Below are 25,024 nucleotides of genomic sequence, written 5' to 3'. Positions count from 1 at the left end.
ATCCGGTCCGACCGGGCCGCGCGGCAAGGAGATATATTGCCAGACCGCGAAGCGATGTGGGACGTCAATTCAACTCTTCACAAGTCCTACACAATGTATCGCTTCCTATATAAGAAATAGAAAGGCTGGTGCAGAAATACTGCACGTATCAGATGATGACCCTTCGGTTTAGAGATATATAAAGATCGGTCACCTGTAACTGTCTATCTACCCGCGCTTTTGCTAAATAAACCAGCGCTTTAGATAAAAAGAGGGAGCGCCGCGCACAGCGCGACACTCCCCTAGCGATTCAAGAGAATCAATTAGGCCTCGAGAGCCTTCTTGGCGATGGTAGCCAGCTCGTTGAAGGACTCGATGTCCTCGTAAGCCATTTGAGCCAGGACCTTGCGGTCGAGCTCGATGCCGGCAACCTTCAGGCCGTGCATGAACTGAGAGTAAGAGATGTCGTTCAGGCGAGCAGCAGCGTTGATACGGGTGATCCAGAGAGAGCGGATCTCGCGCTTCTTGTTGCGGCGATCACGATACTGATACTGCAGGGAGTGCTGGACCTGCTCTTTAGCATGCTTGTAAGTACGCGAAGCGGCACCGTAGTAACCCTTCGCACGGTGCATAACGGTACGGCGCTTCTTCTTGGCGGCAACAGCGCGCTTAATACGTGCCATGTTCTATCAACTCCTAGACGGTAAAACGAAAAATGGGAACGCGAACTTAGGCGAGACGCGACTTGATGACCTTGCGGTCGGCAGCGGCAATCTCGGTCTCCTGACGGAAGCCACGCTTACGCTTGGTGGACTTCTTGCTCAGGATGTGGCTCTTGAAAGCCTTGGCGCGCATAAGCTTGCCGGTACCAGTCTTGCGGAAACGCTTCTTGGTGCCGCTGTGGGACTTCATCTTAGGCATGAAATACTCCTTAATCGGTTACAGAACACTAGTTACTTGGTATCGCTTGCCGCTTTATCCTCATCGAAGGCGCCCTTAATCGGGGCGAGCAGCATAAGCATGTTACGGCCTTCCATCTTAGGCTTGGACTCGACCGTAGCGTAAGGCTTGAGATCCTCGGCGAGACGCTCGAGAACGTTAAGACCCTGCTCCGGGTGAGCCATCTCACGGCCGCGGAACATGATGGTGATCTTAACGCGTGCGCCCTTCTTGAGGAAACGCAGAACGTGGCCCTTCTTGGTCTCGTAGTCGCCAACGTCGATCTTGGGTCGGAACTTCATTTCCTTGACCTCGACCTTGGACTGGTTCTTACGAGCGGCCTTGGCCTTCATGGCCTGCTGGTACTTGAACTTACCGTAGTCCATGACCTTGCAGACCGGCGGCTCCGCGTTGGGAGCGATCTCGACCAGGTCGAGACCCTGATCGTCGGCGACGCGCTGGGCATCGCGGATGGCGAACAGGCCGAGCTGAGAGCCATCGACGCCAATCAAACGGCACGAAGATGCAGTGATCTCGTCGTTGATGCGGGTGTCATCAGACTTAGCTATTTTCCCTACCTCCATTCATAAAAAAATAACCCGGCGCTTCTTTGCAACCAGGTCGTACACATAGACATCCTCGGTATGAGGAAGGGAATCTAAGTTGTATGACCAGTCAGCTGCTCATTGGCGCCAAAAGGTGGGAACCCTCAGGTTCCTCTTTAGGGCATTGCGGGAACAACGCCTTGCGAATAATAACACGTACCGCGCGTTATCACATTACGTACACGAAAAAGGGGGCCGCAACCCCCTTGAAGCGCAGGTGCATGTATGGTGCCCGAGGCGAGACTCGAACTCGCACGTTGTTGCCAACGGTGGATTTTGAGTCCACTGCGTCTGCCAATTCCGCCACTCGGGCACGTAATGCGTGAGTTAGTTTATCACAGCTTTCTGTTGATTAGTCCGAAAATGGAACTTCGAGCATTTCGATGAGTTCGACCGAACGGAGCATCTCACGCTGGCGGCACCCGCGTCCGTTAACCGAGGCTTCGCCCATCTGGTTGTCGTAGGGATCCTCGCGCATGCCGTCGAAAGCAGGCACAAACTCAGCCTGGAATCGATCGTTGGCCACCATACGCCACGGGTCGAGATTGCCAAAGTAGTGACGACGACGCCACTCCTCCCCCATCCTGCGTGCGGAGGAACCAAACGATACGTCGGCGTTAAGCCAACCGGTCTGGGGTGTATAGAACTCGGCCCAGTCGTGCGGTCCCACCGAATCGGGCGCAACATACAGGCCGCTCTGCCAACGGGCAGGAACGCCCGCGATGCGGCACATGGTGATAAACGTGAGCGCCATAACGCCGCAATCGCCGCGGAGCGAGTGTGCGCAGTCGTCGGCAATAGATCCCAAAAGCAGGTACGGTGGCTGATAGCGATAGTCGATATGCTGTGTCAGGTAATCATAGATAGCACGGGCGCGATCGAGCGGATCCTCGAGCCCGTCAACGACATGTTCGGTCAGTTGTTGTAAATATGGCGTGAACTCAATGTGCGGACGGTCCTCGGAGGTGTCCTCGGGCAGCGGCGCGTCCATACACGGATGCGCCGGAAGCGCACCCCCATAGATATCGCGATAAGCGGCATCGATTTGATAGCGATAGGTCACTGAGAACGAGCGATCAGTCAAGGAGACCCACGAGGCAGTACGCGCCGAGGCGCTCGCAGGAGCAACGGCCCCCTCCGGCGTCATATCAAGCATCTCGACCTGAGATTGCTGGCGGCAGGCGGCGGCAACGGGAAGCCACGCGCGAACAGTCTCTCCCTCCAAAGCACCGGGGACAGACACGCATGCCTTAAGCGTGATGGCGCGAGACAGCCCGCCCCGCGACTCCATCTCCTCGAGCATCTGGTTGCGCAGCGCAATTCCATCCGTAGAATCGGGACGCAGACCCGGGACCTCCTTGGGGTACACGCGAAGTGAATCGAGGAAGTTATCGAGAACAAACAGCTCGCCATCGATAAAGCGCCAGTCAATACGCTTACGATTAATCAGGTCATCGAACTGCTCTTCGGTAAACTCAGGCCACTCCTCGCGAATCATCGCAATGGCCCGATCACGCGACACCGAAAAATGAAGCGGCGTCTCGAGCATGCGATACCGCTCTGCACGAACACAAGCAGCCAGCGAAGGCTCAGGGTTCTGCTCCAAAAGGCGATCGCAGGCAGCAACAGCCTGCGTCAAATATCCGGCATCCTTAAGACGAAGAATCTCAGGCGTTAGCCCAATATCGAGATGGCGAAAATCATCACAGCAAACATCGACAGAGCAACCAACAGGGCCCTCGTCAATAACCTTCTCATCCGAAGGCAGTACATCAATAACAGCCATACCAAACTCCAAGTCATTAGAACTCTTGAAGCACATTGTAGCGAGATAAAAAAGAAAGCCCCAATAAAGGAGCTCTCAACACCGATAAACGGTACCTCTAAAAATGAATTCAGACTTGTAAGCCTGCGGCGTTAAACGAAGGAAGCCCCGTCCCCCGGAACCGTTTCCTTGGCGCGACTTCTGGCGAAGCCAGTAGCCATTTTAATTCAGCCCAGTAACCCTGTAGCGAGTTAACAAAGGAGGCCCCGTTTCCCCGGAGCTGATTCCGTCGCGCGACTTCTGGCAAAGCCAGGTGAGCGCGAGGGAAACAGCGTAGGGGAAACGGGGCCTCCGGCGGGAAGTTAAACCGCTACTTACGCCTTGTTGACGGAGCCAAACTCCTCCATGAGCTCCTTGGTGCGGGCAACGATGTTGTCGCGACCAGGCTTGAGGAGCTTGCGGGGGTCAAAGCCCTTGCCCTGCTGATCCTTGCCAGCCTCGATGTACTCGCGGACGCCCTTGGCGAAGACGAGCTGCAGGTCAGTGTTGACGTTGATCTTGGAGATGCCCAGGGAGATGGCCTTCTTGATCTGATCCTCGGGGATGCCGGTGCCACCGTGCAGAACGAGGGGCAGGTCACCGGTCTGGGCCTTAATCTCGCCCAGACGCTCGAAGGAAAGACCAGCCCAGTCGGCGGGGTACACGCCGTGGATGTTGCCGATGCCGCAGGCGAGGAAGTCGACGCCCAGGTCAGCGATCTGCTTGCACTCAGCAGGATCAGCGAGCTCGCCGCTGGAGGTCACGCCGTCCTCGGTGCCGCCGATGCCACCGACCTCGGCCTCGATGGACATGCCCTTGGAGTGGGCAAGCTCAACGAGCTCCTTGGTGCGGTCGAGGTTAAGCTGGAAGGTCTCCTCGTGAGAGCCGTCATACATGATGGACGTGAAGCCGGCCTCGATGCACTTGAAGCAGTCTTCGTAAGAACCGTGATCGAGGTGAAGGGCGACGGGAACGGTAACGCCCGTGGCCTCGACGGCAGCCTTGACCATGTCGGCGCAGACCTTGAAACCGCCCATCCACTTAGCGGCACCAGCGGTGCACTGAAGGATCAGCGGAGACTTGGCCTCCTCGGCGGCCTGGAGAATAGCCAGGGTCCACTCGAGGTTGTTGGTGTTGAAGGCACCAAGACCGTACTTGCCGGCCTCGGCCTTCTTGAGCATGTCTGCTGCGTTGACGAGCATAAAAGAAACCTCCTGTAAGGTTGCTCCGATAACGCCTGAGATTTTACCACGGCGCACCCGAGCATAAACGTTCGTTTGTTCACGAATATCGTCCAAACAGACTTTTTTGACCGTTTGCCCTACGAAATCGACCCGTTGGGGAAAAATAGCTTGACGTTTGGACGCTTCTCGTGCTTCAAAAGCCGACTATTAAGCTACATCTGCATGAAAGGGCTCTGCATGAGCTCGCGTGCCATGGTGGTCGAATCGCCATGGCCGGTTAGGCAAACGGTATCGGGCGGGAGAAGCTGGGCGAGCTTGGAGAGCGAGCGCAGGATCGCCGCCTCGTCTCCTCCAGAAAGATCGGTGCGGCCATGCCCACCCGGGAATAGCGTGTCGCCCACAAAGGCAATGTTCCCCTGCTCAGTGGCGGCGAACAGAACGATGCCGCCCGGTGTGTGCCCGGGCACCTCAATTACCTGCAGGCAAATGTCGCCCAGCTCAATGGTGTCGCCCTCGGCAAGCAGCCGCGTCGGCTCACCTGGATCGGGCGTCTCGATGCCCCACATCGCTCGCTGCTCCTCGATATTCGCATGCGGCACTGCTGCGTCCTTGCCACACAGCTCGTACAGGACGTCGGCGCCAACGGCGGCCCGAACTCCAGCGACACCGCCAACATGGTCGGCGTGACCGTGCGTGCAAACGGCGCCGAGCACCTGCACATCGGGGTGTTCGGCTCGAATATGCTCCACCAAGCGCTCGCCTTCCCATGCGGGGTCGATAATCACGCACTCATTGTCCGAAATGACAGCATAGCTATTGGTCTGAATGGGACCGTTTACGAGCGTCTCGATCTCGACCGATCCCTTGGGAGTTAAATCCAAGGACACAGCACTCATGTCCCTCTCCTCTCTATAGAACTCGAGGCATCAAACGATGCCTCGAGTGTAGCGAATATCGATAATATGGCACGTTCGTCGCGACTAAACGCGGCGCTTAAGCTGGGCTCCACCCTCGCCGGGCATCAAGCGACGCGCGTCGTAGACCGAGTCAACGCTGCTGATAGAGGCCAGCAGCGGATCCAGACCACTCGCGTCCGAGATCTCGACCATAAAGCGCAGGGTTGCAATACCCTCGCGGTTGGTCGACGTGGCGGCAGAAAGGATATTGCCACCCGCATCGCCAATGGCAATGGTGACATCCTTGAGCAGGCCCATGCGGTCCAGGCACTCGACCACGATCTCGACCTGGAAGAGGGTGTCGGCAGCGCCGTCCCATTCCACATCGATCATGCGCTCGGGATGCTCCATAAGACCCTTGACGTTGGGGCAGTTGGCGCGATGCACCGAAACGCCACGACCGCGCGTGATGAAGCCGACGATGTCGTCGCCCGTCACGGGGTTGCAGCAATGGGCCAGACGGACCAGCAGGCCGCTGTTGCTCTCGCCCTTGACGATAATGCCGTTGCTGGCGCTCTTGCCGCGCTTTTGCGGCTTGCGGTTGGAGCCGCGGGCAGGCTGCTTGACGACCTCGGCGATAGCCTCGGCCTTGGTGAGCTGTTCCTCGGGTTTGGGGTCCAAGATTTGCTCGACCTTATTGCCAACGGCACGTGGGGCGACTTTGCCCGCACCAACGGCGGCAAACAGGTCCTCGAGCTGCTTATAGTTAAACTGCTCCGCCACGGCGTTGAGCGCACGCGTGGATCGTGGCGTAGAGATGCCATATCCGCGCTTGCGCAGGTCCTTAGCCAGTATATCGCGGCCGGCGGCAGCGTCGTCGTCCTTGGTCGCGGCGGCGAAGTAACGGCGGATCTTTGACTTGGCGGAAGGTGTCTTAACGATCTTGAGCCAATCACGCGACGGCTTGGAACTCTTGTTGGTCAGAATCTCGACACGGTCGCCCGTCTTGATCTCGTGCGTGAGCGGGGCCACCGCACCGTTGATCTTAGCGCCGACGCAGTGGTTTCCCACCTCGGTGTGAACGGCGTAGGCAAAGTCGAGCGGCGTGGAGCCGGCACGAAGCGCCATGACCTCGCCCTTGGGCGTAAAGACGAAAATCTCCTGATCGAAGAGGTCGACCTTCAGCGAATGCAGGTATTCCTTGGCGTCGGTGATCTCATCAGACGCAGCCCAATCGAGCGAATGTTTGAGCCAGTTAATCTGGTCATCCAGACGCTGGGCATCATTGGTCTTAGACGCAGACGATCCGCCCGATTTCTTATACAGCCAGTGGGCGGCAATGCCGTACTCGGCCTGCTCATGCATCTCGTAGGTTCGAATCTGAATCTCGAGCGGACGAGCCGTGGGTCCGATAACCGTCGTGTGAAGCGATTGGTAGTTATTGACCTTGGGCATGGCGATATAGTCTTTAAAGCGACCGGGCATGGGGTGCCACAGCGTATGCACCGCACCGAGCGTGGAATAGCAATCGCGCACCGAATGGGTGATGACGCGCAGCGCCACCAGGTCGTAAATCTCGGAGAACTCCTTGCCCTTGCGCTTCATCTTTTGATAGATAGACCAATAGTGCTTGGAACGGCCGTTGATCTGAAAGCCCTCCAGGCCAATGCGGTTGAGCTCATCGGTGAGCGTCTTGATAGTCTCGGCCAGATAGCGCTCGCGAACCTCGCGCGACTCGGCTACCATGCGCGAGATGCGCTGGTAGGCATCGGGCTCCAGGTAAAAGAAGGACAGGTCCTCGAGTTCCCACTTGATAGAGCTCATGCCCAGACGGTCGGCCAAGGGCGCGTATACGTCCATGGTCTCGCGGGCCTTAAACAGGCGACGGTCCTCGCGAAGGGCCGCCAGCGTACGCATGTTATGCAGGCGGTCGGCAAGCTTGACGATAATGACGCGGATGTCCTTGGACATGGCAAGGAACATCTTGCGCAGCGTGAGGGCCTGCTTCTCGTCCATGCTGTCGACTTCGATGTTGGTGAGCTTGGTCACGCCATCGACGAGCTCGGCCACCGTATCGCCAAACAGGCCGGAAACATCGGCAAGCGAGGTCTCGGTATCCTCGACGGTATCGTGCAACAGCGCGGCGCACACCACATCGCAGTCCATCTTGAGATCGGCCAAAATGATGGCCACCTCGACGGGATGGTTGATGTACATCTCACCCGAGCGGCGCTTTTGGTTGCAGTGCTTCTCGGCAGCAAAGCAATAGGCCTGCTCCACCTTAGAGAAGTCGTCCTCATTCATATATTTGAGGCACAGGCGCTCTAGCTTGTCGTAGCTGTCCGCCATAATCTCGGGCGGCAGCTCATCGGCATGCTTATAGTGCTCCATCTCCGAAAACGGCTGGAGGGTGGAATCATGGGCGGTACGGGCTGCGGCATCCATCGAGGTCCCCTTCCCCTAGGCCCGCGGTACGATCGGGCGGTTAACTTTGGCTAGCATATCAGAAGCGCACGAATCGAGCGCCCAGCTCCGGAAAGCCGAGAACTCCATGCGCGAGCGCAAGCCCTCCAAATAGCGAATTGACCTGCTCAATTGCACGCGGCCAGGGTTTTCGGCCATCGCGATGCGACGCGTATCGTCAAACCCCGAAACGCGACAGAAACCGAGCTCTTCGAAGATTCCCAGGCCGCTTTCCACCGAGCGCTCGTCGACCGGCGTGCGAGCATCGATGGCAAGGCACATCTGCGCAATGTCGATATCGCTTGCGCAGAATGAATCGTCCCCCGTCTTGCCACGGTTGGAGCGCCACATGGTCTGCAGCGCTCGATAGAGCGTGACAAGCTCATCGCGCTCGGGCGCGTAACAGTCGAGTAGGCGCTCGTTAATGCGAGCGTCACGCGACGAATAGAGCAGGTGAATCACGGCAGGTTGGCCGTCGCGACCGGCGCGTCCGCTCATCTGGTTGAACTCGATGGCGCCAAAGGGCATGTGGTAGAGCACGACATGGCGGATATCGGGCAAGTTCACGCCCTCACCAAAGGCAGAGGTCGAAACGATGCAACTGAGGTTTCCGTCACGAAACGCTTCCTCTACGCGGCGGCGATCGGAACGCGCGAGCCCGGCGTTATAGAACGCGATATGGGTCGCACAGTCTGGCACGCGTTTGCGCAACGTCTTGGCGAGCGCCACGGACTGGTCGCGCGAATTGACGTAAATGACGGTCTTCTCCCCCGTCGCCACGATCGACACCAAACGATTCTCGCGGCTCGCAAGGTCGCGGTCGTCCTCGAGCTGCAGGTTCTCGCGCACCGTCTCGTCGACCACCGTGCGAGTAATCGGCAGCATGCGGGCAAGCTCGGCCACGACCGGAGCCGTCGCGGTGGCCGTCGCAGCCATAACAACCGGGTCGCCCAGGGCTTTGAGGATATCGGGCATGTCGAGATAGGCGCTGCGGTCGCCGCCCTTGGCAAGGCCGGCGTGGTGCGCCTCATCGATAACGACAAAGCCGATGCGGCCCGAACGCGCGAAGCGGTCACGGTGGATAGATAGGAACTCGGGCGTCGTGAGCACGATACCGGTGCGGCCCGAAGCTAGGCCGGCGAACACATCATCGCGTGCGGCCTCCACGGTCTCGCCGGTCAGCACGCCAACGCCAATGCCAAGCGCTGCCATCGTCGACGAGAGGTGATAGGCCTGGTCGGCAACAAGCGCACGCAGCGGATAGACAAAGATGCTCGCACGTCCGCGAAGGACAGCCTCGCGCGCAGCATGTACATGGAAGATGAGAGACTTGCCGCGGCCCGTTCCCATAACGGCCAAGACGCTCTGGTGGTCGGCCAAGGCATCGAGCGCCTCAACCTGCGCGCGGTGCGGCTGGTTCGATCCGATAAAGCTATGGATAAGCGAGCGCGTGAGCTCGGTATAGGAAAGCTGGGCGAGCGTCTCGCGCTTACGCGACTCCAGGCGCAGGCCGGAATCCGCCGGCTGCACGCCACGACGAAGCTCGCATGCCGGATCGTCGACGCTGGGCAGCGTGGTATCGCGGACCAGAACATCCTTGATCATGAGCTTGGGCTTCACACGCCCCTGCCAATGCTCGGCAACGGCCTCGAACACCAAGTCGACAGCGCTATCGCAGTTGATGAGCTTATCGATTTGCGGCACGCGGAACATAATGGCCGGCACACTCGCGGCGCCATCGGTCGCCACAAAGCGCATGTGCTCGCCGGTTTTGCCCACCACGGCGCGGTCGCACATCGTCACGCCCTCGGCAGCCAGCAGCGGCACCTTGTTGCCCTGGCCAAACGGCTCAAGACGGGAGATCTGCTCGATGGTCTCGATATTCAGCTCGGAAAGGTCGACGGTGGCGGCGACCTCGTCGGTGTCTTCAAAGTCCTCGGCGGGAAGCTCCGATAGCACGGCGGAAAGGCGGCGGCGGAACTCATCGAGCTTGGATGCCTCGATGGTCACACCCACCGCACCGGCATGTCCGCCGCGACGAATCAGCAGGTCGGAACAACGCTCGACGGCGTCGAACAGGTTGACCTTGCCCACCGAGCGACCCGATCCGCGCGCAACGCCGTCCTCAATCGAGAAGAGCAGCGCCGGCACGTGATAACGGTTGGTCAGGCGGCTCGCTACGATACCCTTGACGCCCTCGTGCCAGCCCTCGCCACCCACGACGATTGCGCGACCGCCGTCATAGGTCTCCTCGACCTTTGCCATGGCGTCGCGTGTGAGCTCCGCCTCGATCTCGCGGCGCTGACGGTTGATTTCCTCGAGCTCGGCTGCCAGTGCACTTGCCTCGATAGGATCGCGGGCAAGCAGCAGGTCGAGCGCCAGCTTGGGATCAGCCATGCGGCCGGCAGCATTCAGACGAGGGATGAGCGAAAACGACAGGCCGTCGGCCGTAATGGTAGAAAGGTCGGCCTTGGCAAGTGCGGCAAGCGCGATATAGCCGGGACGGGCCGTCACGCGCATCTGTTGGATGCCCTCGGCGACCAGTGCGCGATTCTCGGGCGTGAGCGGCATCATGTCGGACACGGTGCCCAGCGCCGCGACCTCGATCAGCGAACGCCAATACGACGGCTTGCCCAAACGCTCGCCCAGGACCTGCACCAGCTTGAGCGCCACACCGGCACCGGCAAGCTCGCGCGAGGGACCCTCGTCCTCGAGCTTGGGGTCGGTCAGGGGCACGCCCTGCGGCACCTGGTCGGACGGCTCGTGATGGTCCGTGACCACCAAATCGATCCCCAGGCTCTCCAGATAGGAGACCTCCTCCTTGGCGGCAATGCCGTTATCGACGGTCACGATCAGGTTGGGTTGGGCGAGCTCGTTGACGCGGTCGAGCGCCGCACGCGACAGGCCGTAGCCCTCGTCAAAGCGATGCGGAATAAACGGCGTGACGTTGGCGCCAAACGAACGTAGCGCCTCGGTCAACAGACAAGTCGACGTAATGCCGTCGACGTCAAAATCGCCAAAGACCGCGATGTGCTCGTGGTTGCGAATAGCGCGCTCGACGCGGTCGGCAACGACCGCCATGCCCGGAATAATGAGTGGGTCGGCCCAGTCGCGATCGAGCGAAGGCGTCAAAAACAGCTGGCCTTCCTCGATGGATGTTATGCCGTGCGCAACCATAATGCGCGCCACCAGCCCGGGTATGCCCAGGCCAGCCGAAAGCTCCTTTTCGAGCTCGGGGTTTTGCCGAGCGACTGCCCAGCGATGCGTCGTCTTAAGCGATGACATAGGCGCCCACCCCCGATAGGGGCAGGTCGCCGCGATACCTCTCACGGTTCATAGCGATGAGTCCTCTGTGTATACCCGCTTCGGCAGGCAGATCTGTTGAACGGATTTATTATACCGTGCAGCGCGGACGCACAACGTCCAGCACGCCGCGGTTTCGATAAACGAGGGCGGTAATACCCTCGAAATAATCGAGCGTTTCTGACGCACGGACGCATGCGAGCGTCTAGCATATCCATTCAAAACGGATTCACGAGCAAAGGGAGTCACAAGAGCATATGAAGCAATGGGTTGGACTGGGCAAGTTTCTTGCGGGGCACATGCAGGTCATCGTTCCGATTTGCGTGACGCTCGGCGTGCTCTTTCCCCGGCAGATCGGCGTGCTCAAGCCCATCGTTCCCGCCCTGTTTGCCTTTATGACGTTCCAAGGTGCGCTCAGCAACACCTTTCACCAGGTGGCCGAGGTGTTCCGCCGTCCCCTACATTTGATTTTGGCGTTATTTGTCTCGGCCGTGCTCATCCCCATCGCGGCGTATGCCATGAGCTCACTGTTCTTTGGTTCCAACCCAAACCTTGTCTGCGGCATCGCGCTCGAGTACAGCGTACCCGTGGCAGTCACCGCCTTTATGTGGATTAGCATGTTCGGCGGCAACGGCCCGCTCGCGCTCACCATCATCCTGACGTCCTCGGTCATCTCGCCCGTGACGATTCCGCTCACGCTGAAGCTCCTGCTGGGTGCCACCGTCGCAATCGATGTTCCGGGCATGATGCAGAACACGGCCTTTATGATCGCCATCCCTGCCGTGTTCGGCATCGTGATCAACGAGCTCACGCGCGGATGGGGACATGAGAAACTCTCCCCCGCGCTTTCGCCCGCCTGCAAGTTCATGATGATGGGGGTCATCGCGTCCAACTCCACCGCCATGAGCGAGTACGTGTTGCACATGAATGTTGAGCGCTTGGAAGTCGCCCTCTTTATTTTGGTCTTCGCCATCAGCGGCTTTGTCGTCGGTTTTCTGGTCGCCCGTGCGTTGCACCTGCCGTATAGCGAGACGACCACCATGTGCTTTACCTGCGGCATGCGTAACATCTCTTCGGGCGCCGTCATCGCCACGCAGTACTTTCCAGGCGAAGTCGTGTTTCCCGTCATGTGCGGAACGCTGTTTCAGCAGGTGCTCGCCTCGGTTATCGGACATCTCTTTGAGCGACTGACCGGCGAGGAGCGCGCCGCCCAACGCAAGCGCGTCGAGGCCGGCCGCGACGCCATGGGACGCTAGACCGTCCGCGTTACGCGGGTGTTAGTCTTGCTATACGAGCGTTTCCAGATGCGCACGCAGGCGATCAGCATCGATATCGAGCGTGGTCTCGGCATTAACCTGGGCCAAACGATAGCCGACAAAGTAGGGCGAAACCACCCAACGCGGAAGCGCCTTGGCAATGGTCCGGCCGTCCATGTGGTAGAAGAACAAGTTGTACGACTCCGCGCGGCCGCCGTGGTGCTCGTGCAGGATATAGCGCAGGGCCACCTGAATCGCATCGGCAAACAGGTCCGCTTCGGCTTGGTCGCGGGCGTCGTCGCTGGCGGCGATTCCCTGTGGAGCCGAGACGTTGACCTCAAAGAATCCCATAATCGGTTCGGTTGAGATGTTGACCGAGATTCTCCCCTGCTGCCAGACAGCGATGCCTTCAAAGTTGGCTAAGGTCAGCGCCGCATAGCCGTCCTCCTGTTCCAAGCCCACAATCTGCATGTGTGGATGGACGAGGCTGCCGCCCGAAAGCGGACCTTTGTTCTTATACATGAGTACACTGCGGTACTGCTGGGAATCGATCATCTGCTGCCAACAGCCCAGAGCAAACCGCATCACATGGTGGAGTTCATCCGGCTCATAGGTCACCAAGTCGGCATCGTGATCTGCCGATTCAATCAACACGGTTTGACGGGTGGCGCGCAAGGTCTTGAACCTATTCTCGAGCCAGATGCAGTCACCATCGCGCTGGATGATGTTGGCGAGCCCCTCCGTGTCACAAAAGGGGCACGCGGTGCCAGGGCGACGATTATCGTCGGGCTTACCGCTCGCCTGCTGGACGTCAAATACCAGCGCCACGGGTTATACCTCCAGCGGCACGATCTTGGTGCCATGGAGTTCGGAGACGCCCAGTGCCGCCGCCACGGTATCGCGATTGGCCGTGGAAATGCCGCCACCGGGAAGAATGGTCAGGCGGTCGCCCGCATACTCGACAAGACGCGACAGGTGCTCCAGGTTGTCCTCGATCGGCGTTCCGGCAGCACCACCATGCGTCAGGATGCGCGTGATGCCGCAGTCGGCGAGTGTGTCAATGGCATCGAGCTGAGCCTCGAGCGAGAGCTGGTCAAAGGCCATGTGGAAGGTGATATCGATGACCCCGCGCTTGCACTCCTCGGTCGCGCAGCCCGTAGCCATCACGAGGGCGCCGAGGGTGAGCTCGTCGAGCGCCCAGCCGCCGGCACAGGGCTTGCAGCAGCCAAAGACCAGGCCGTCAACGCCGGCGCTCACGGCAAGACCCAAGTCCATCTCCATCATGCGCAGCTCGTCCTGATTGTAGTGAAAGTCACCGCCACGCGGGCGAATCATGCACATCACTCGCGCGTCATGCTCGTGAGCATAGCTGACCGTAGTGCTGATAACGCCGGCCGAGGGCGTAGTGCCACCAACGGCAAGGTTGTCGCACAACTCGATGCGCTTAGCACCGGCATCGATAGCCGCCGGCACACGCTCAAAGTTCTCGGCACAAAACTCGTACAGCATAGATAGACCCCCAAAGACAGCAGATGTTTTCCGACGGGCATTGTCACACACCCCCATGAAGTTGCGGTGGAATAAGGACTCTTTTGACCTCTGAGGCTCCCATTTAGTCCCTATTCCACCGCAACTTAAAGGGAATAGTCGTTGGCATCTGCCACAACGTCGATGTTTTGGCAACGACAGCGAAAACCCGCCAGAGCGAGCAAGGTGCCTTGAAACGAGGCGGCATTGACCTTCTGGTCATGCCGCCGAAGTTGAAAGGCAGATTGCCGCTCTGGCGGGCTTGCAGCGTCGAGCCGTTACGCGGTTTGGTAAAACCGCGTAACTAGTTAACCGCCCAGGTAGGCTTTACGCACGTTATCGTCGTGCAGGAGCTCTTGGCCGGTGCCGGTCATGGTGATCTTGCCGGTCTCGAGCACGTAGCCACGCGTGGCGATCGAGAGCGCCATCTGCGCGTTCTGCTCGACCAGAAGCACCGTGGTGCCGGCCTTGTGCAGGTCCTCGACAATCTGGAAGATCTGCTCAATCAGAATCGGCGCCAGGCCCATGGAAGGCTCGTCAAGCATGAGCAGTTTGGGGTTACTCATAAGGGCGCGCCCCATAACGAGCATCTGCTGCTCGCCGCCTGAAAGGGTGCCGGCGACCTGGCGACGACGTTCCTTCAGGCGCGGGAACTGCTCGTAGACGCGCTCCAGGCCCGGAGCCACCGTGGACTTGGGCTGCGTATAGGCACCCATCTCCAGGTTCTCCTCGACCGTCATCTGCAAAAAGGCGCGACGTCCCTCGGGAACCTGAGCCAGGCCCTTACCAACCAGCTTATCAGCGGGCGTATGGGTAATGTCCTCGCCCATAAACTTGATGGAGCCGGTCTTAGAGCGCAGCAGGCCCGAGACCGTCTTGAGCGTTGTGGACTTGCCGGCACCGTTCGCACCGATCAGGGCCACGATCTCGCCCTCGTTGACGTTAAAGGAGATGTCCTTGATGGCGTGGATGGCGCCGTACCAGACGTTGATGTTGTAGACGGAAAGCATCGGCTCTGCCATTTAGTTCTCCCCCTTATCCTGCTTGCCCAGATATGCCTCGATAACGGCATCGTTGTTCTGGATTTCCTCGGCCGTGCCCTTGGCGATAACCTTACCAAAGTTGAGCACGCAGATGCCCTCGCAGATGTTCATGACGAGCGACATATCATGCTCGATAAGCATGATGGCAATGCCAAAGGTGTCGCGAATCTTGACGATGTTCTCCATGAGCTCGGCGGTCTCGGACGGGTTCATGCCGGCGGCAGGCTCGTCGAGCAGCAGCAGCTTGGGGTTGGTGGCAAGCGCGCGGACGATCTCCAGGCGGCGCTGAGCGCCGTAAGGCAGCGAGCCGGCCTGTTCGCTTGCCAGATGCTCCATATCAAAGATGGACAGCAGCTCCATGGCACGCTCATGGGCGGCCTTCTCGTGCTTCCAGTACGTCGGCAGGCGCAGCACGCCCTCAAAACCGGAATAGCGCTCCTGGTTGTGCAGACCGACCTTGACGTTGTCCTCCACCGTCATGGTGTTGAACAGGCGGATGTTTTGGAACGTACGGGCGATGCCCATGCGGTTGACCTGATAGACCGACTTGCCCGAGGTGTCCTCACCGTCGAGCAGGATGGTGCCGTGCGTGGGCTGGTACACCTTGGTGAGCAGGTTGAAGACCGTGGTCTTACCGGCACCATTGGGGCCAATCAGGCCGGCGATCTCGGTCTTGCCGATAGTCAGGCTAAAGTCGTCGACTGCCTTAAGGCCACCGAACTCAATGCCCAGGTGGATGCACTCGAGCGCCGGGCGCTGGCCCAGATCGCGATCGGGAACGATGGCGCCAGAAGGATACGGGACCATCTTGCCCTTGTTGAACTCAAATTTACTGGGCATCGGCTGCCACCTCCTTCTTGGAAGCAAAACGGTCCTTGACGCGACCGAAGAACGCTTTAAGCTGCGGGTTGTTGGTAAAGATCATGACCAGGATCAGCACGATGGCATAGATGAGCATGCGGTAGTCCGAGAACTGACGGAGCAGCTCGGGAAGTACCGTGAGCAACGCCGCTGCGATGACGGAGCCGCGCATATTGCCCAGACCGCCCAAGACCACGAACACCAGAATCAGAATCGACGTGTTGAAGTCGAACTTAGTGGCGGAGAGCTGCGAGAAGTTGCCGCCGAAGAGGGCTCCGGCAGCGCCGGCGAGAGCGGCGGAAACCACGAAGGCGATCATGCGGTACTCGGTGACGGAGATGCCCACGGACTCGGCTGCAATCTTGTTATCGCGCACGGCCATGATGGCACGGCCGGTACGGCTGCGCACCAGGTTGAGCACGATCACGAGTGCGACCATGACCAAGATGGCACCGGCAAGGAAGGTCGAGTACGTCGACACGCCCGAGGCGCCCTGGGCGCCCTTGATGATGGCGGTGCCGTCCTCGAGCAGGTGCAGGTCGTCGATCGTGGAGTTGCCCGTGATGTTAAAGATCACATGCAGGCCGTGGGAGTCGACGCCCACGATAAGGCAGGTGACGATCTCTTTGATAATCTCGCCAAAGGCCAGCGTCACGATAGCCAGGTAATCGCCGCTCAGGCGAAGGACCGGGATGCCGATCAAGAAGCCCAGGATGGCGGCAGCGATGGCGCCGACCACGATGCTGATGACAAGACGTATCGGATCGGAGGGAACGGCGCTCTCGAGGGCGACCGCGGTAACGATGCCTGTATAGGCGCCGACGCTCATAAAGCCCGCGTGGCCCAGCGACAAGTCGCCCGCGATGCCGACGACGAGGTTAAGGGAGATAGCCATGACGATATAGGCCGTGATGGGAACCAGCTGACCGGCGATCATGCGCGGAATCATGTGGTTAGACTGCATAAAGAACACGATGGCGAACGCCACAAGGCACATGGCGTACGTAACAAAGTCGTGACGCGTCTGCTTGTCTTTAAGAAACTTCATAACGCTCACCTACACCTTCTCGGGGACGTACTTGCCCAAGAGGCCGGCAGGCTTGACGAGCAGGACGATGATCAAAACACCAAAGACGATGGAGTTGGCAAGGCTCGTGGAAATATAAGCCTGTGCCATCGCCTCGATGATACCGATGAGAATGCCACCGACAAAGGCACCGGGGATGGAGCCGATGCCACCGAAGACAGCGGCATCGAAGGCCTTGATGCCAGGCATGGCACCCGTCGTGGGCTGCAGCACCGGCGAGTAGGAGCACAGCAGCACGCCGGCGATGGCGGCAAGGGCGGAGCCGATGGCGAACGTCATCGAGATGGTGCGGTTGACGTTGATGCCCATGAGCTGAGCGGCGGCCTTGTCCTCGGACACGGCGCGCATGGCTTTGCCCATCTTGGTCTTGCCTGTAAAGAACATCAGGCCGGCCATGATAACCAGGCAGGCGACGATGGTGACGAGCGAGACGGCGCTTACGTTGAACTTGGCCAAGAACTCCGGCACCTGGAAGGTGACGAGCGAAGTGAAGTTCTTGGGCGTGGCGCCCCACAGAAGCTGCGCGGCGTTCTGCAGGAAGTAAGACACGCCGATGGCCGTGATCAGAACGGCCAGAGGGCCTGCTTGGCGCAGCGGCTTGTATGCCAGACCCTCGATGAGAACACCGAGAACCGTGCAGACCACACAAGAGAGAATTACAGATGCCCAGCCCGGGAGGCCGAGATACGACGTGGCGCAGAACGAGACATAGGCACCGACCATGATGACGTCGCCGTGAGCGAAGTTCAGCATCTTGGCGATACCGTAGACCATGGTGTAGCCCAACGCGATGATGGCGTAGACGCTGCCCATGGACAGGCCGTTGACCAGGTATTGGATAAAGACTGTCATGTTCCACATCCCCCTTTCGAATAGGTTTCCAGTTGATGTATGAAACAGGGACGTTACATCGTCCCTAGATACCAAGCAAGCAGGGAAGGCCAAAACCTCCCCTGCTTGGGATCAAAACCGCTCTATGTAAGGCGGCCTATTAGGCCTGTACGTACTTGCCGTCGGTGATGACGTACGCCGTGGGCTCCTTCTGGACCTGACCCTTATCGTTCCAGGTGAGCTTGCCGGTCAGACCGTCAACGGTAATCTTGAGCATAGCCTTGGACAGCTTCTCGGCGACCTCGGTCGGGTCGGCGTCGACACCAAGACCGGCCTCCTTGAGGGCCTCGGCCACCGCGTGCACACCGTCGTAGGCGTCAGCGGCAAACTGGTCGGGGGTATCGCCGTACTTATCCTTGTAAGCGTTGACGAAGTCGGCGTTCTTCTCGTCGTCGGCAGAGAACGGGGTCATGAGCAGCAGACCCTCGGCAAGAGAGGTGTCGAAGCCCTCAACGCCCAGGATGCCGTCCATGCCGTCGCAGCCCATCATCTTGACGTCGTAGCCCATGTCCTTGGCGTTCTTGAGCAGGACGGAGGCCGGGGTGTAGTAGATCGGCGCAAAGATCATGGTGGCGCCGGCCTGCTTGGCCTTGGTCAGCTGGTTGGTAAAGCTCGTGGCGGAGTCGTCCTTAAAGGTCTCCTCGTCGACAATCTCGAGCTTGGACTCAGCAGCCTGAACCTTAAAGGCATCCGCGACACCCGAAGAATAGGCGTCGCCGGAGTTATAGAACAGCACGAACTTCTCGTCCGCATACTTCTGCGCCAGGAACTTGGCAGCGTTGACGCCCTGGTTGGGGTCGGTGAAGCAAACCTGGAAGACGCAATCCTTGCCGTCGGTGACGTCCTCGGAGGACGCGGACGGGGTGATCATGAACGTCTTGGGGTCGTTACCACACTCGGCGGCAACGGCAACCGACGCGCCCGTGGTGGTCGGGCCGACGAGGGCCTGCATGCCCCAGTCGAGCAGGGTGTTGAAGGCGTTGACGGCCTTCTCGCCATCGGCCTGGTCATCCTCGGCCTTGCTGGCAAGCGGCAGCTCCTTGGTGGAGAAGTCCTTGCAGCCAAGCTCGACGCCCTGGGTAACAGACTTGCCGTAGGACGCGTTGGCGCCGGTCAGCGGGCCGATGGTGCCGATCTTAAACGAAGCGTCGCCCGAAGCGGAACCACTGTCGCCGCCGTTGGAGGAGCAGCCCGCTAGAATGGACATCGCCCCCAGACCTGCTGCGCTCGCGATAACGCTCCTGCGATTCATAACAGGGTTCAATGACTTACCGGTGAGGCTCGACATGCGGCTCTCCTCTCAAATCTCGTCGGGTTTTGGTTGCCCGACAGGCCATCCTTCGCCGTGTTCGGCGTTCGCAAAATAGTAGACGCTTTAGTTAGGAAAAGTGGCGATTATTTCAACTTTTCTTTGGATTTGTTCATTTATCCATATTTCTGCGTATTTCTATTTTTTTATGCAGTAATGCCACTTTATTGTGTAAAAGTAATGTTTCCATTCTGTTACAGGCGACCCCGCCCTGAATAAAACTGCCTCATCGGTTGCGCTTTATGCACACTTAGGCAGCGATGTACTTGCCGTCCTGAATCACATAGGCCGTAGCAGGCTTTTCGACTTGGCCCTCGTCGTTCCACGTGAGCTCGCCCGTCAGGCCCTCGATCTTGATTTTACGCATGGCCTTGGCGAGGTCGCCGGCAATGTCGGCGCCGTCGGCCGTAATATCGATGTCTGCCTTATCGATAGCCTCGACAATCGCATGGACGCAGTCATAGGCATCGGCGGCAAACTGGTTGGGCGTCTCGTCGTAGGCGTCCTTATATGCCTTGACGAAGTCGGCGTTCTTCTCATCGTCGGCAGAGAACGGGGTCATGAGCAGCACGCCCTCGGCAAGGGAGGTGTCGAAGCCCTCAACGGAGAGCAGGCCGTCCATGCCGTCGGTACCCATGAGGGTCATGTCGTATCCCATGTCCTTGGCGTTCTTGAGCAAAACGGACGCCGGCGTGTAGTAGATCGGCGCAAAGATGAGCGTGGCGCCGGCCTCCTTGGCCTTGGTGAGCTGGTTGGTAAAGCTCGTGGAGGAGTCGTCCTTAAAGGTCTCGGCATCGACGATATCAAGTTTGGACTCCTTGGCCTGCTCGGCAAAGGCATCGGCAACACCCGAGCTGTACGTATCGCCGGAGTTGTAGAACAGGGCGATCTTGGCGTCTGCATACTTCTCGGCCAAAAACTTGGCAGCACTCGCGCCCATGGTGGGGTCGGTAAAGCAAACCTGGAAAACCGTGGTCTTGTCCTTGGTGACGTCGAGGGACGAAGCAGAGGGCGTGACCATGAGCATATCGTCGGCGATCTCGCCCGAGACAGCGACGGCGGCACCAGTCGTGACGGGGCCGACGAGCGCCTGCATGCCCCAGTCGCACAGGGTATTGAAGGCGTTGATAGCCTTCTCGCCGTCGGCGACGTCATCCTCGGACTTAAGCGAGAGTTTGAGGTCCTTGGTCGAGAAATCCTTGGCGGCAAGCTTGGCACCCTTCTCGGCCGAAACGCCATAGGTTGCCGCGGCGCCGGTCAGAGGGCCGATAACGCCAATCTTGAAGGTCTTGCCGTCATCGGCGGTGCCGCCGTCCGAGCCACCCGACGAGCAACCAGCGAGTGCGGCGGTGCTGCCGAGCGCCGCAGCGCCGGCGAGAAAGTTCCTACGGCTGAGCGTGCTGTTGATGTTGAACATGGTGTCCCCTTTTTCGCTGGCCGCGGTGCGGCCGTCTTGCGGTACAGGGCAAACCTTATGGCGCAAACGTTGACAGTTTGTTACGGAAGTCCGTTTGTAGCGAGCGTGTTTCCAATGTTTCCGCAGCGTTTCGGGGGTGCCGTTTTGTGCGGCTCCTGTTGCCTGGCGAGCACGCGCCCCCGGTTCACGCTAGAATGCACTCAACCTTTAAGCGGTTAATCCATCCATAAGATGCACGAAGGAGCTATCTATGAGCGAATCCCTGCGCACCGTGAACGTCGGTCTGATCGGTCTGGGAACCGTCGGCGGCGGCGTGGCCCGTCTGATCAAGAGCCACCACGATGAGTACCTGGCAGCCTACGGCATCGACCTTAAGCTGACCCGCGCCTGCGCGCTTGCTTGGGAGCAGGCCGAGGCGGCAGGCATTGAGCGCGAGGCCTTTACGAGTGACTGGCACGACGTCGTCACCGACCCCGCCGTCGACATCGTCGTCGAGCTCATCGGAGGCGAGCATCCCGCAACCGAGATCTTTACCACTGCCTTCGAGAACGGCAAGCATGTCGTCTCCGCCAACAAGGCTCTGCTGGGCCGCCATGTCGAGACGCTTGCCGAGAAGGCGCGTGAGTGCGGCGTGCAGATTAAGTGCGAGGCCAGCTGCGGTGGCGGCATCCCCATCGTCAGCACGCTCGAGCACGACCTGGTGGGCAACAAGATCCTGACCATCGCCGGCATTCTCAACGGTACCACCAACTACATCCTGTCGCGCATGGACGCCGAGGGCGCCGATTACGCCGACGTGCTTGCCGACGCGCAGGCCAAGGGCTATGCCGAGGCCGACCCGTCCGCCGACGTCGACGGCTTCGATGCCGCCAGCAAGACGGCCATCCTCGCCTCCATCGGCTTTGGCACCCGCGTTACCACCGATGATGTGTACCAGCAGGGTATCCGTACCATCGGCGCCGAGGACATCGCCCAGGCCCGCGAGCTCGGCTACACCATTAAGCTGCTCGGCATCGCCCGCAACACCGACGCCGGCGTCGACGTCCGCGTGCATCCCACGCTGATCCCCGCCGACCACATGCTTGCCAAGGTCAACGGTGCCATGAACGCTGTCTACGTGGTAGGCGACGCCGTGGGCGAGACCATGTTCTACGGCGCGGGCGCAGGCTCCTTCCCCACCGCGAGCGCCGTCGTGGGCGATATTCTGTCGCTCTCCGAGCAAATCAGCCGCGGCGTGGCCCCGCTGCCCGAGATTGAGCCCTATGGCCACAACCTCGCCTTTAAGCCCATGGACGAGCTCCAGACCAAGTACTATGTGCGCCTGAAGGTCGCCGACCGCGTGGGCGCCCTGTCCGAGACGGTCGACATCTTTGCCAAGCACAACATCTCGATCTCGCTCATCAACCAGGTCGAGGACGGCAAGTCGGGCGTCAGCGATGCCTGCTCGGTCATCTTCCTGACGCACCGCGCACTCGAGAAGGACGTCCAGGCTGCCGCCGCCGAACTTGCCAGCGTCGACTGCGTGGCCGAGGTCGCCAACGTCCTGCGCATCGAGGACGTCGAGGCTTGGACCGAAGACGTCATGGCGAACTAACCCAACGCTCGCCCAGCAATACGCGCCTTGAGGGCTCCCGTCCGATGTGGGACGGGAGCCCTTTTGTCTCCTGCCCTAAGCACGACGGCAGAGCACATTTGCGCGAGCCGCTCATCGGTAACACGGGCTACCGTTCACCGATATGCAAACGCGGCCGATTCCGGCTACCGCTACGCTGTGCTGCGAATGTCCGCCCGCGATGAGAGGAAGCACCATGTTGCTCGAGGGCAAGAAAGCAATCATCACCGGAGGCACGCGCGGTATCGGCTATGCCATCGCCTGCCGTTTTATCGAGGAAGGCGCTGCCGTCACCGTATTTGGCTCGCGCCAGGAAACTGCCGACGCAGCCGTTGAGAAGCTGGCGGCCGCCTATCCCGAGGCCAAGGTCTGGGGCCGCTCCTGCGACCTCACCTCGCTCGAGGCCGTAACCGAGGCCTTTACCCAAGCTGCCACCGATATGGGCGGCCTGGACACGGTCGTCAACAATGCCGGCATCTCCCAGCGCTCGCCCCTTTTGGACTACACTGCCGAGGAGTTTGCAAAGGTCATGGACCTCAATGTCGTCGCCGTCTTTAATGGCCACCAGGCTGCCGCCAAGATCATGACCGAGGCCGGCCACGGCGGCACCATCACCACCACGAGCTCGATGGTCGCCAAGTACGGCCAGCCCTCCGGCGTCGGTTACCCCACGTCCAAATTTGCCGTCAACGGCATGGTCCAGTCGCTCTCGCGCGAGCTCGCCCCCATGGGCATTCGCGTCAATGCCGTCGCACCTGGCGTGACCAAGACCGACATGGTCGCTAACCTGCCCGAAGAAGTCATCAAGCCCATCATCGCCACCATTCCGCTGGGCCGCATGGGCGAGCCCGAGGATGTCGCCAACGCCTTTGTTTTCCTGGCGAGCGACATGTCCTCCTATGTCACGGGCGCCGTGCTCCCCGTCGACGGAGCCGCCCGCTCCTAAGGAGCCACAAGCTTTGGCTTCAAGCTTCAACATAGCTCAACCAAAAAGGCGCGCCGTCTGAATCAACTGCAGACAGCGCGCCTTCTCCTGTTATGAAAGGGAAACTATGTCCCAGTATTTCGGATCAGAACGGGGCACGGTTTCCCCCAGGACCTCCTTGCGGAAACTGCATCCCACTCTGAGCGCCCATTCCGGGACACAGCTTCCCAACGGCCCCCGTTTCGGAAACCACATCCCGTTCCGAGCCTTCAAAGCGGGACGCGGCTTCCCCGAGAAAGTATCGACTACTTACCGTCGTCGTCTTCGGCTTCTTCGCGCGCATAGAGCTCCAGCATGCGGCGGCGGTATTCGCGCACAGCGAGCTTGGCGCGCTCCAGGCGGCGGCGCTCACGCGGAGTCAGCTCGGACGGGTCGACCTCGTCTCCATAGGTCTTATCGGCAAGCAGGTGCGCCGCGTCCACGATGCGGGCATCGATGTGGCCGCTCGCTGCCTCGGCGGAAAGACGCTCGGCAATCGTATCGAGCGTAGGCAGGCCCTCGAATACGCGACCATGGCCATGCGAGGTCAGCAGCTCGTGCTCGCGCGCGAGCAAGCTCGCTAGGTCGTGGTGGGCGCGCAAGATGTCGAGCGCATCGGATGGATGCTCGGCAACCTCTGCCACGGCGGCGACCGGTGCGGCATCCACCACGCGGTAGAAGAGCTGCGCGAGCAATGGCATCAAGAACACCGTGATGGCACCGGCGGCAACCATGACCGACGCAATATCTTGCGACAGCGCGCCCGCGTTGACGGCAACGCTCGTAACGGCAACGATGATCGGCAGCGCCGTGGTGCAGTACAGGGCCACGGTAATGCGACCATACGCCGACACATCGCGCGTCGCAGGACAAATGCTCATGGAAATAAGAATGGGCACGGCACGAATAATCAACAACGCCACGATAAAGCCCGCGAGCAAGCCCGGGCGCGACGCCACGGCCGTCAGGTCGATCTTTGCGCCCGACACGGTAAAGAACACCGGAATCAAAAAACCGTAGGCCAGACCGTCGAGCTTGGTCTCGAGCGTATGGTTGCCCTCGGGGATGATATAGCGCAGGACAAAGCCAGCGGCAAAAGAACCCAACACGATGTCGAGATCAAAGACAGCCGAGAATGCCACGAGCGTGACCAGGATGAGCACCGTCAGGCGCACGAAGGTCTGCGACGTGGTATCGGCGCGCTCCTCAACAAATGCAAAGAAGCGGCTGCCGACGCGCTTGGAGCGGCTCGGGACCACGGCCAGCAACACGCAAACCACCGCAAACAAGCCAAGGATAACGAGCGTTTGGATGCCAGTGCGGGCAGACAACAGCACCGACATGGCGAGCACGGGACCGAGCTCGCCCCAAGTGCCATACGCGAGAATCGAGTCGCCCACGCGCGTGCCGGTGAGCGAGCGCTCACGCATGATGGGCACAAGCGTACCGAGCGCCGTCGAAGTGAGGGCAAGCGTCACGGCGATACCGTCGAAATGACTGACTGAGAACCACGGGGTAAAGCGCACGGCAAGCCAGGCGATACCAAACGTGACGACCCACGTCGCCAAGCCGTAGCGCCCCTCGACGCCCGTGATGCTCTTGGGGTCGATCTCAAAGCCGGCAAGCAGGAACAAAAAGGCCAGGCCCAGCTCGGACACCAGCGAGACCTCAGCATCTACATGGATGACGCCGAGCATATGGGGTCCCAGTACCGCGCCGAGCACGAGCAAAAAGACCGTCTCGGGAACGGGTTTTCCGGGAATCGCCGAGGCGATAAAAGGACTCGCAAAGGCCACGAGTGCGATGATGGCGAGCGAAACGAATGCCATGTGATGCCTTTCTCTTGTTTGCGCTTCACTGTAGCACCCTCGCCGTCCTCAACGC

General features: G+C 59.9%; 20 protein-coding genes and 1 tRNA gene. 3 read left to right on the top strand and 18 right to left on the bottom strand.

Features of this window, described 5'->3' with window-relative positions:
• Positions 1-302: 302 nt before the first annotated feature.
• From rplT to recJ, 9 genes are all read right to left on the bottom strand, one after another.
• On the bottom strand, positions 303-662 hold the full coding sequence (rplT, locus tag DW037_RS07655; RefSeq protein ID WP_006234421.1) for a 50S ribosomal protein L20: 360 nt from the start codon (positions 660-662) through the stop codon (positions 303-305).
• A gap of 46 nt (positions 663-708) precedes the next feature.
• Positions 709-900, bottom strand: coding sequence for a 50S ribosomal protein L35 (rpmI, locus tag DW037_RS07650; protein WP_006234422.1), 192 nt, complete (start codon positions 898-900; stop codon positions 709-711).
• Positions 901-932: 32 nt separating this feature from the next.
• Complete coding sequence (gene infC / locus DW037_RS07645; RefSeq protein ID WP_006234423.1) at positions 933-1,502, bottom strand: translation initiation factor IF-3; 570 nt, start codon at positions 1,500-1,502, stop codon at positions 933-935.
• Positions 1,503-1,749: 247 nt separating this feature from the next.
• A tRNA-Leu gene (locus DW037_RS07640) sits at positions 1,750-1,836 on the bottom strand.
• Positions 1,837-1,875: 39 nt separating this feature from the next.
• Entirely contained in the window at positions 1,876-3,309 is a 1,434-nt protein-coding gene (locus tag DW037_RS07635) for a transglutaminase-like domain-containing protein (protein ID WP_117582921.1), read from the bottom strand.
• 353 nt (positions 3,310-3,662) lie between these two features.
• Positions 3,663-4,529 (bottom strand): class II fructose-1,6-bisphosphate aldolase, encoded by an 867-nt coding sequence (gene fba / locus DW037_RS07630; protein WP_035137086.1) that lies wholly within the window; start codon positions 4,527-4,529, stop codon positions 3,663-3,665.
• A gap of 194 nt (positions 4,530-4,723) precedes the next feature.
• Complete coding sequence (locus DW037_RS07625) at positions 4,724-5,407, bottom strand: MBL fold metallo-hydrolase (protein WP_117629661.1); 684 nt, start codon at positions 5,405-5,407, stop codon at positions 4,724-4,726.
• An 84-nt stretch (positions 5,408-5,491) separates the two neighbouring features.
• The gene (locus DW037_RS07620; protein WP_117582919.1) at positions 5,492-7,852 is read right to left on the bottom strand and encodes a bifunctional (p)ppGpp synthetase/guanosine-3',5'-bis(diphosphate) 3'-pyrophosphohydrolase; all 2,361 of its coding nucleotides are present in this window, start codon (positions 7,850-7,852) and stop codon (positions 5,492-5,494) included.
• A 15-nt stretch (positions 7,853-7,867) separates the two neighbouring features.
• A complete protein-coding gene (recJ, locus tag DW037_RS07615) occupies positions 7,868-11,155 on the bottom strand; it encodes a single-stranded-DNA-specific exonuclease RecJ (RefSeq protein ID WP_117582918.1) in 3,288 nt (1,095 codons plus the stop codon).
• A 275-nt stretch (positions 11,156-11,430) separates the two neighbouring features.
• Here recJ and DW037_RS07610 point away from each other — a divergent pair, with 275 nt between their 5' ends.
• On the top strand, positions 11,431-12,429 hold the full coding sequence (locus DW037_RS07610) for a bile acid:sodium symporter family protein (RefSeq protein WP_117582917.1): 999 nt from the start codon (positions 11,431-11,433) through the stop codon (positions 12,427-12,429).
• Between the two features lie 30 nt (positions 12,430-12,459).
• Here DW037_RS07610 and DW037_RS07605 read toward each other — a convergent pair whose 3' ends face one another.
• The 8 genes from DW037_RS07605 to DW037_RS07570 form a co-directional block, all read right to left on the bottom strand.
• Positions 12,460-13,257, bottom strand: coding sequence for a DUF4931 domain-containing protein (locus tag DW037_RS07605; protein ID WP_117582916.1), 798 nt, complete (start codon positions 13,255-13,257; stop codon positions 12,460-12,462).
• A gap of 3 nt (positions 13,258-13,260) precedes the next feature.
• Complete coding sequence (locus DW037_RS07600) at positions 13,261-13,938, bottom strand: copper homeostasis protein CutC (RefSeq protein WP_117582915.1); 678 nt, start codon at positions 13,936-13,938, stop codon at positions 13,261-13,263.
• Positions 13,939-14,264: 326 nt separating this feature from the next.
• On the bottom strand, positions 14,265-14,966 hold the full coding sequence (locus DW037_RS07595) for an ABC transporter ATP-binding protein (RefSeq protein WP_035137222.1): 702 nt from the start codon (positions 14,964-14,966) through the stop codon (positions 14,265-14,267).
• Between the two features lie 12 nt (positions 14,967-14,978).
• On the bottom strand, positions 14,979-15,839 hold the full coding sequence (locus tag DW037_RS07590; RefSeq protein WP_117582914.1) for an ABC transporter ATP-binding protein: 861 nt from the start codon (positions 15,837-15,839) through the stop codon (positions 14,979-14,981).
• A complete protein-coding gene (locus DW037_RS07585) occupies positions 15,829-16,908 on the bottom strand; it encodes a branched-chain amino acid ABC transporter permease (RefSeq protein WP_117582913.1) in 1,080 nt (359 codons plus the stop codon). The genes DW037_RS07590 and DW037_RS07585 overlap by 11 nt, the downstream gene beginning before the upstream one ends.
• A 9-nt stretch (positions 16,909-16,917) precedes the next feature.
• Entirely contained in the window at positions 16,918-17,799 is an 882-nt protein-coding gene (locus DW037_RS07580; RefSeq protein WP_117582912.1) for a branched-chain amino acid ABC transporter permease, read from the bottom strand.
• Positions 17,800-17,938: 139 nt separating this feature from the next.
• Positions 17,939-19,126, bottom strand: a complete 1,188-nt coding sequence (locus tag DW037_RS07575) for an ABC transporter substrate-binding protein (protein ID WP_117582911.1) — start codon at positions 19,124-19,126, stop codon at positions 17,939-17,941.
• Between the two features lie 271 nt (positions 19,127-19,397).
• On the bottom strand, positions 19,398-20,564 hold the full coding sequence (locus DW037_RS07570) for an ABC transporter substrate-binding protein (RefSeq protein ID WP_117582910.1): 1,167 nt from the start codon (positions 20,562-20,564) through the stop codon (positions 19,398-19,400).
• Positions 20,565-20,814: 250 nt separating this feature from the next.
• Between DW037_RS07570 and DW037_RS07565 the strand changes: the two genes are divergently transcribed.
• Positions 20,815-22,158 (top strand): homoserine dehydrogenase, encoded by a 1,344-nt coding sequence (locus DW037_RS07565; RefSeq protein WP_117582909.1) that lies wholly within the window; start codon positions 20,815-20,817, stop codon positions 22,156-22,158.
• Between the two features lie 214 nt (positions 22,159-22,372).
• The gene (locus DW037_RS07560) at positions 22,373-23,122 is read left to right on the top strand and encodes an SDR family NAD(P)-dependent oxidoreductase (RefSeq protein ID WP_117629660.1); all 750 of its coding nucleotides are present in this window, start codon (positions 22,373-22,375) and stop codon (positions 23,120-23,122) included.
• 284 nt (positions 23,123-23,406) lie between these two features.
• On the opposite strand, the gene DW037_RS07555 is transcribed toward DW037_RS07560, so the two are convergent.
• Positions 23,407-24,969 (bottom strand): cation:proton antiporter, encoded by a 1,563-nt coding sequence (locus DW037_RS07555; RefSeq protein ID WP_117778880.1) that lies wholly within the window; start codon positions 24,967-24,969, stop codon positions 23,407-23,409.
• Positions 24,970-25,024: the final 55 nt, after the last annotated feature.

Source organism: Collinsella sp. AF39-11AT (assembly GCF_003474585.1).
Lineage (GTDB): Bacteria > Actinomycetota > Coriobacteriia > Coriobacteriales > Coriobacteriaceae > Collinsella.
Note: the sequence above shows the minus strand (reverse complement) of the source record. Positions and strands in the feature narration are given on the sequence as shown.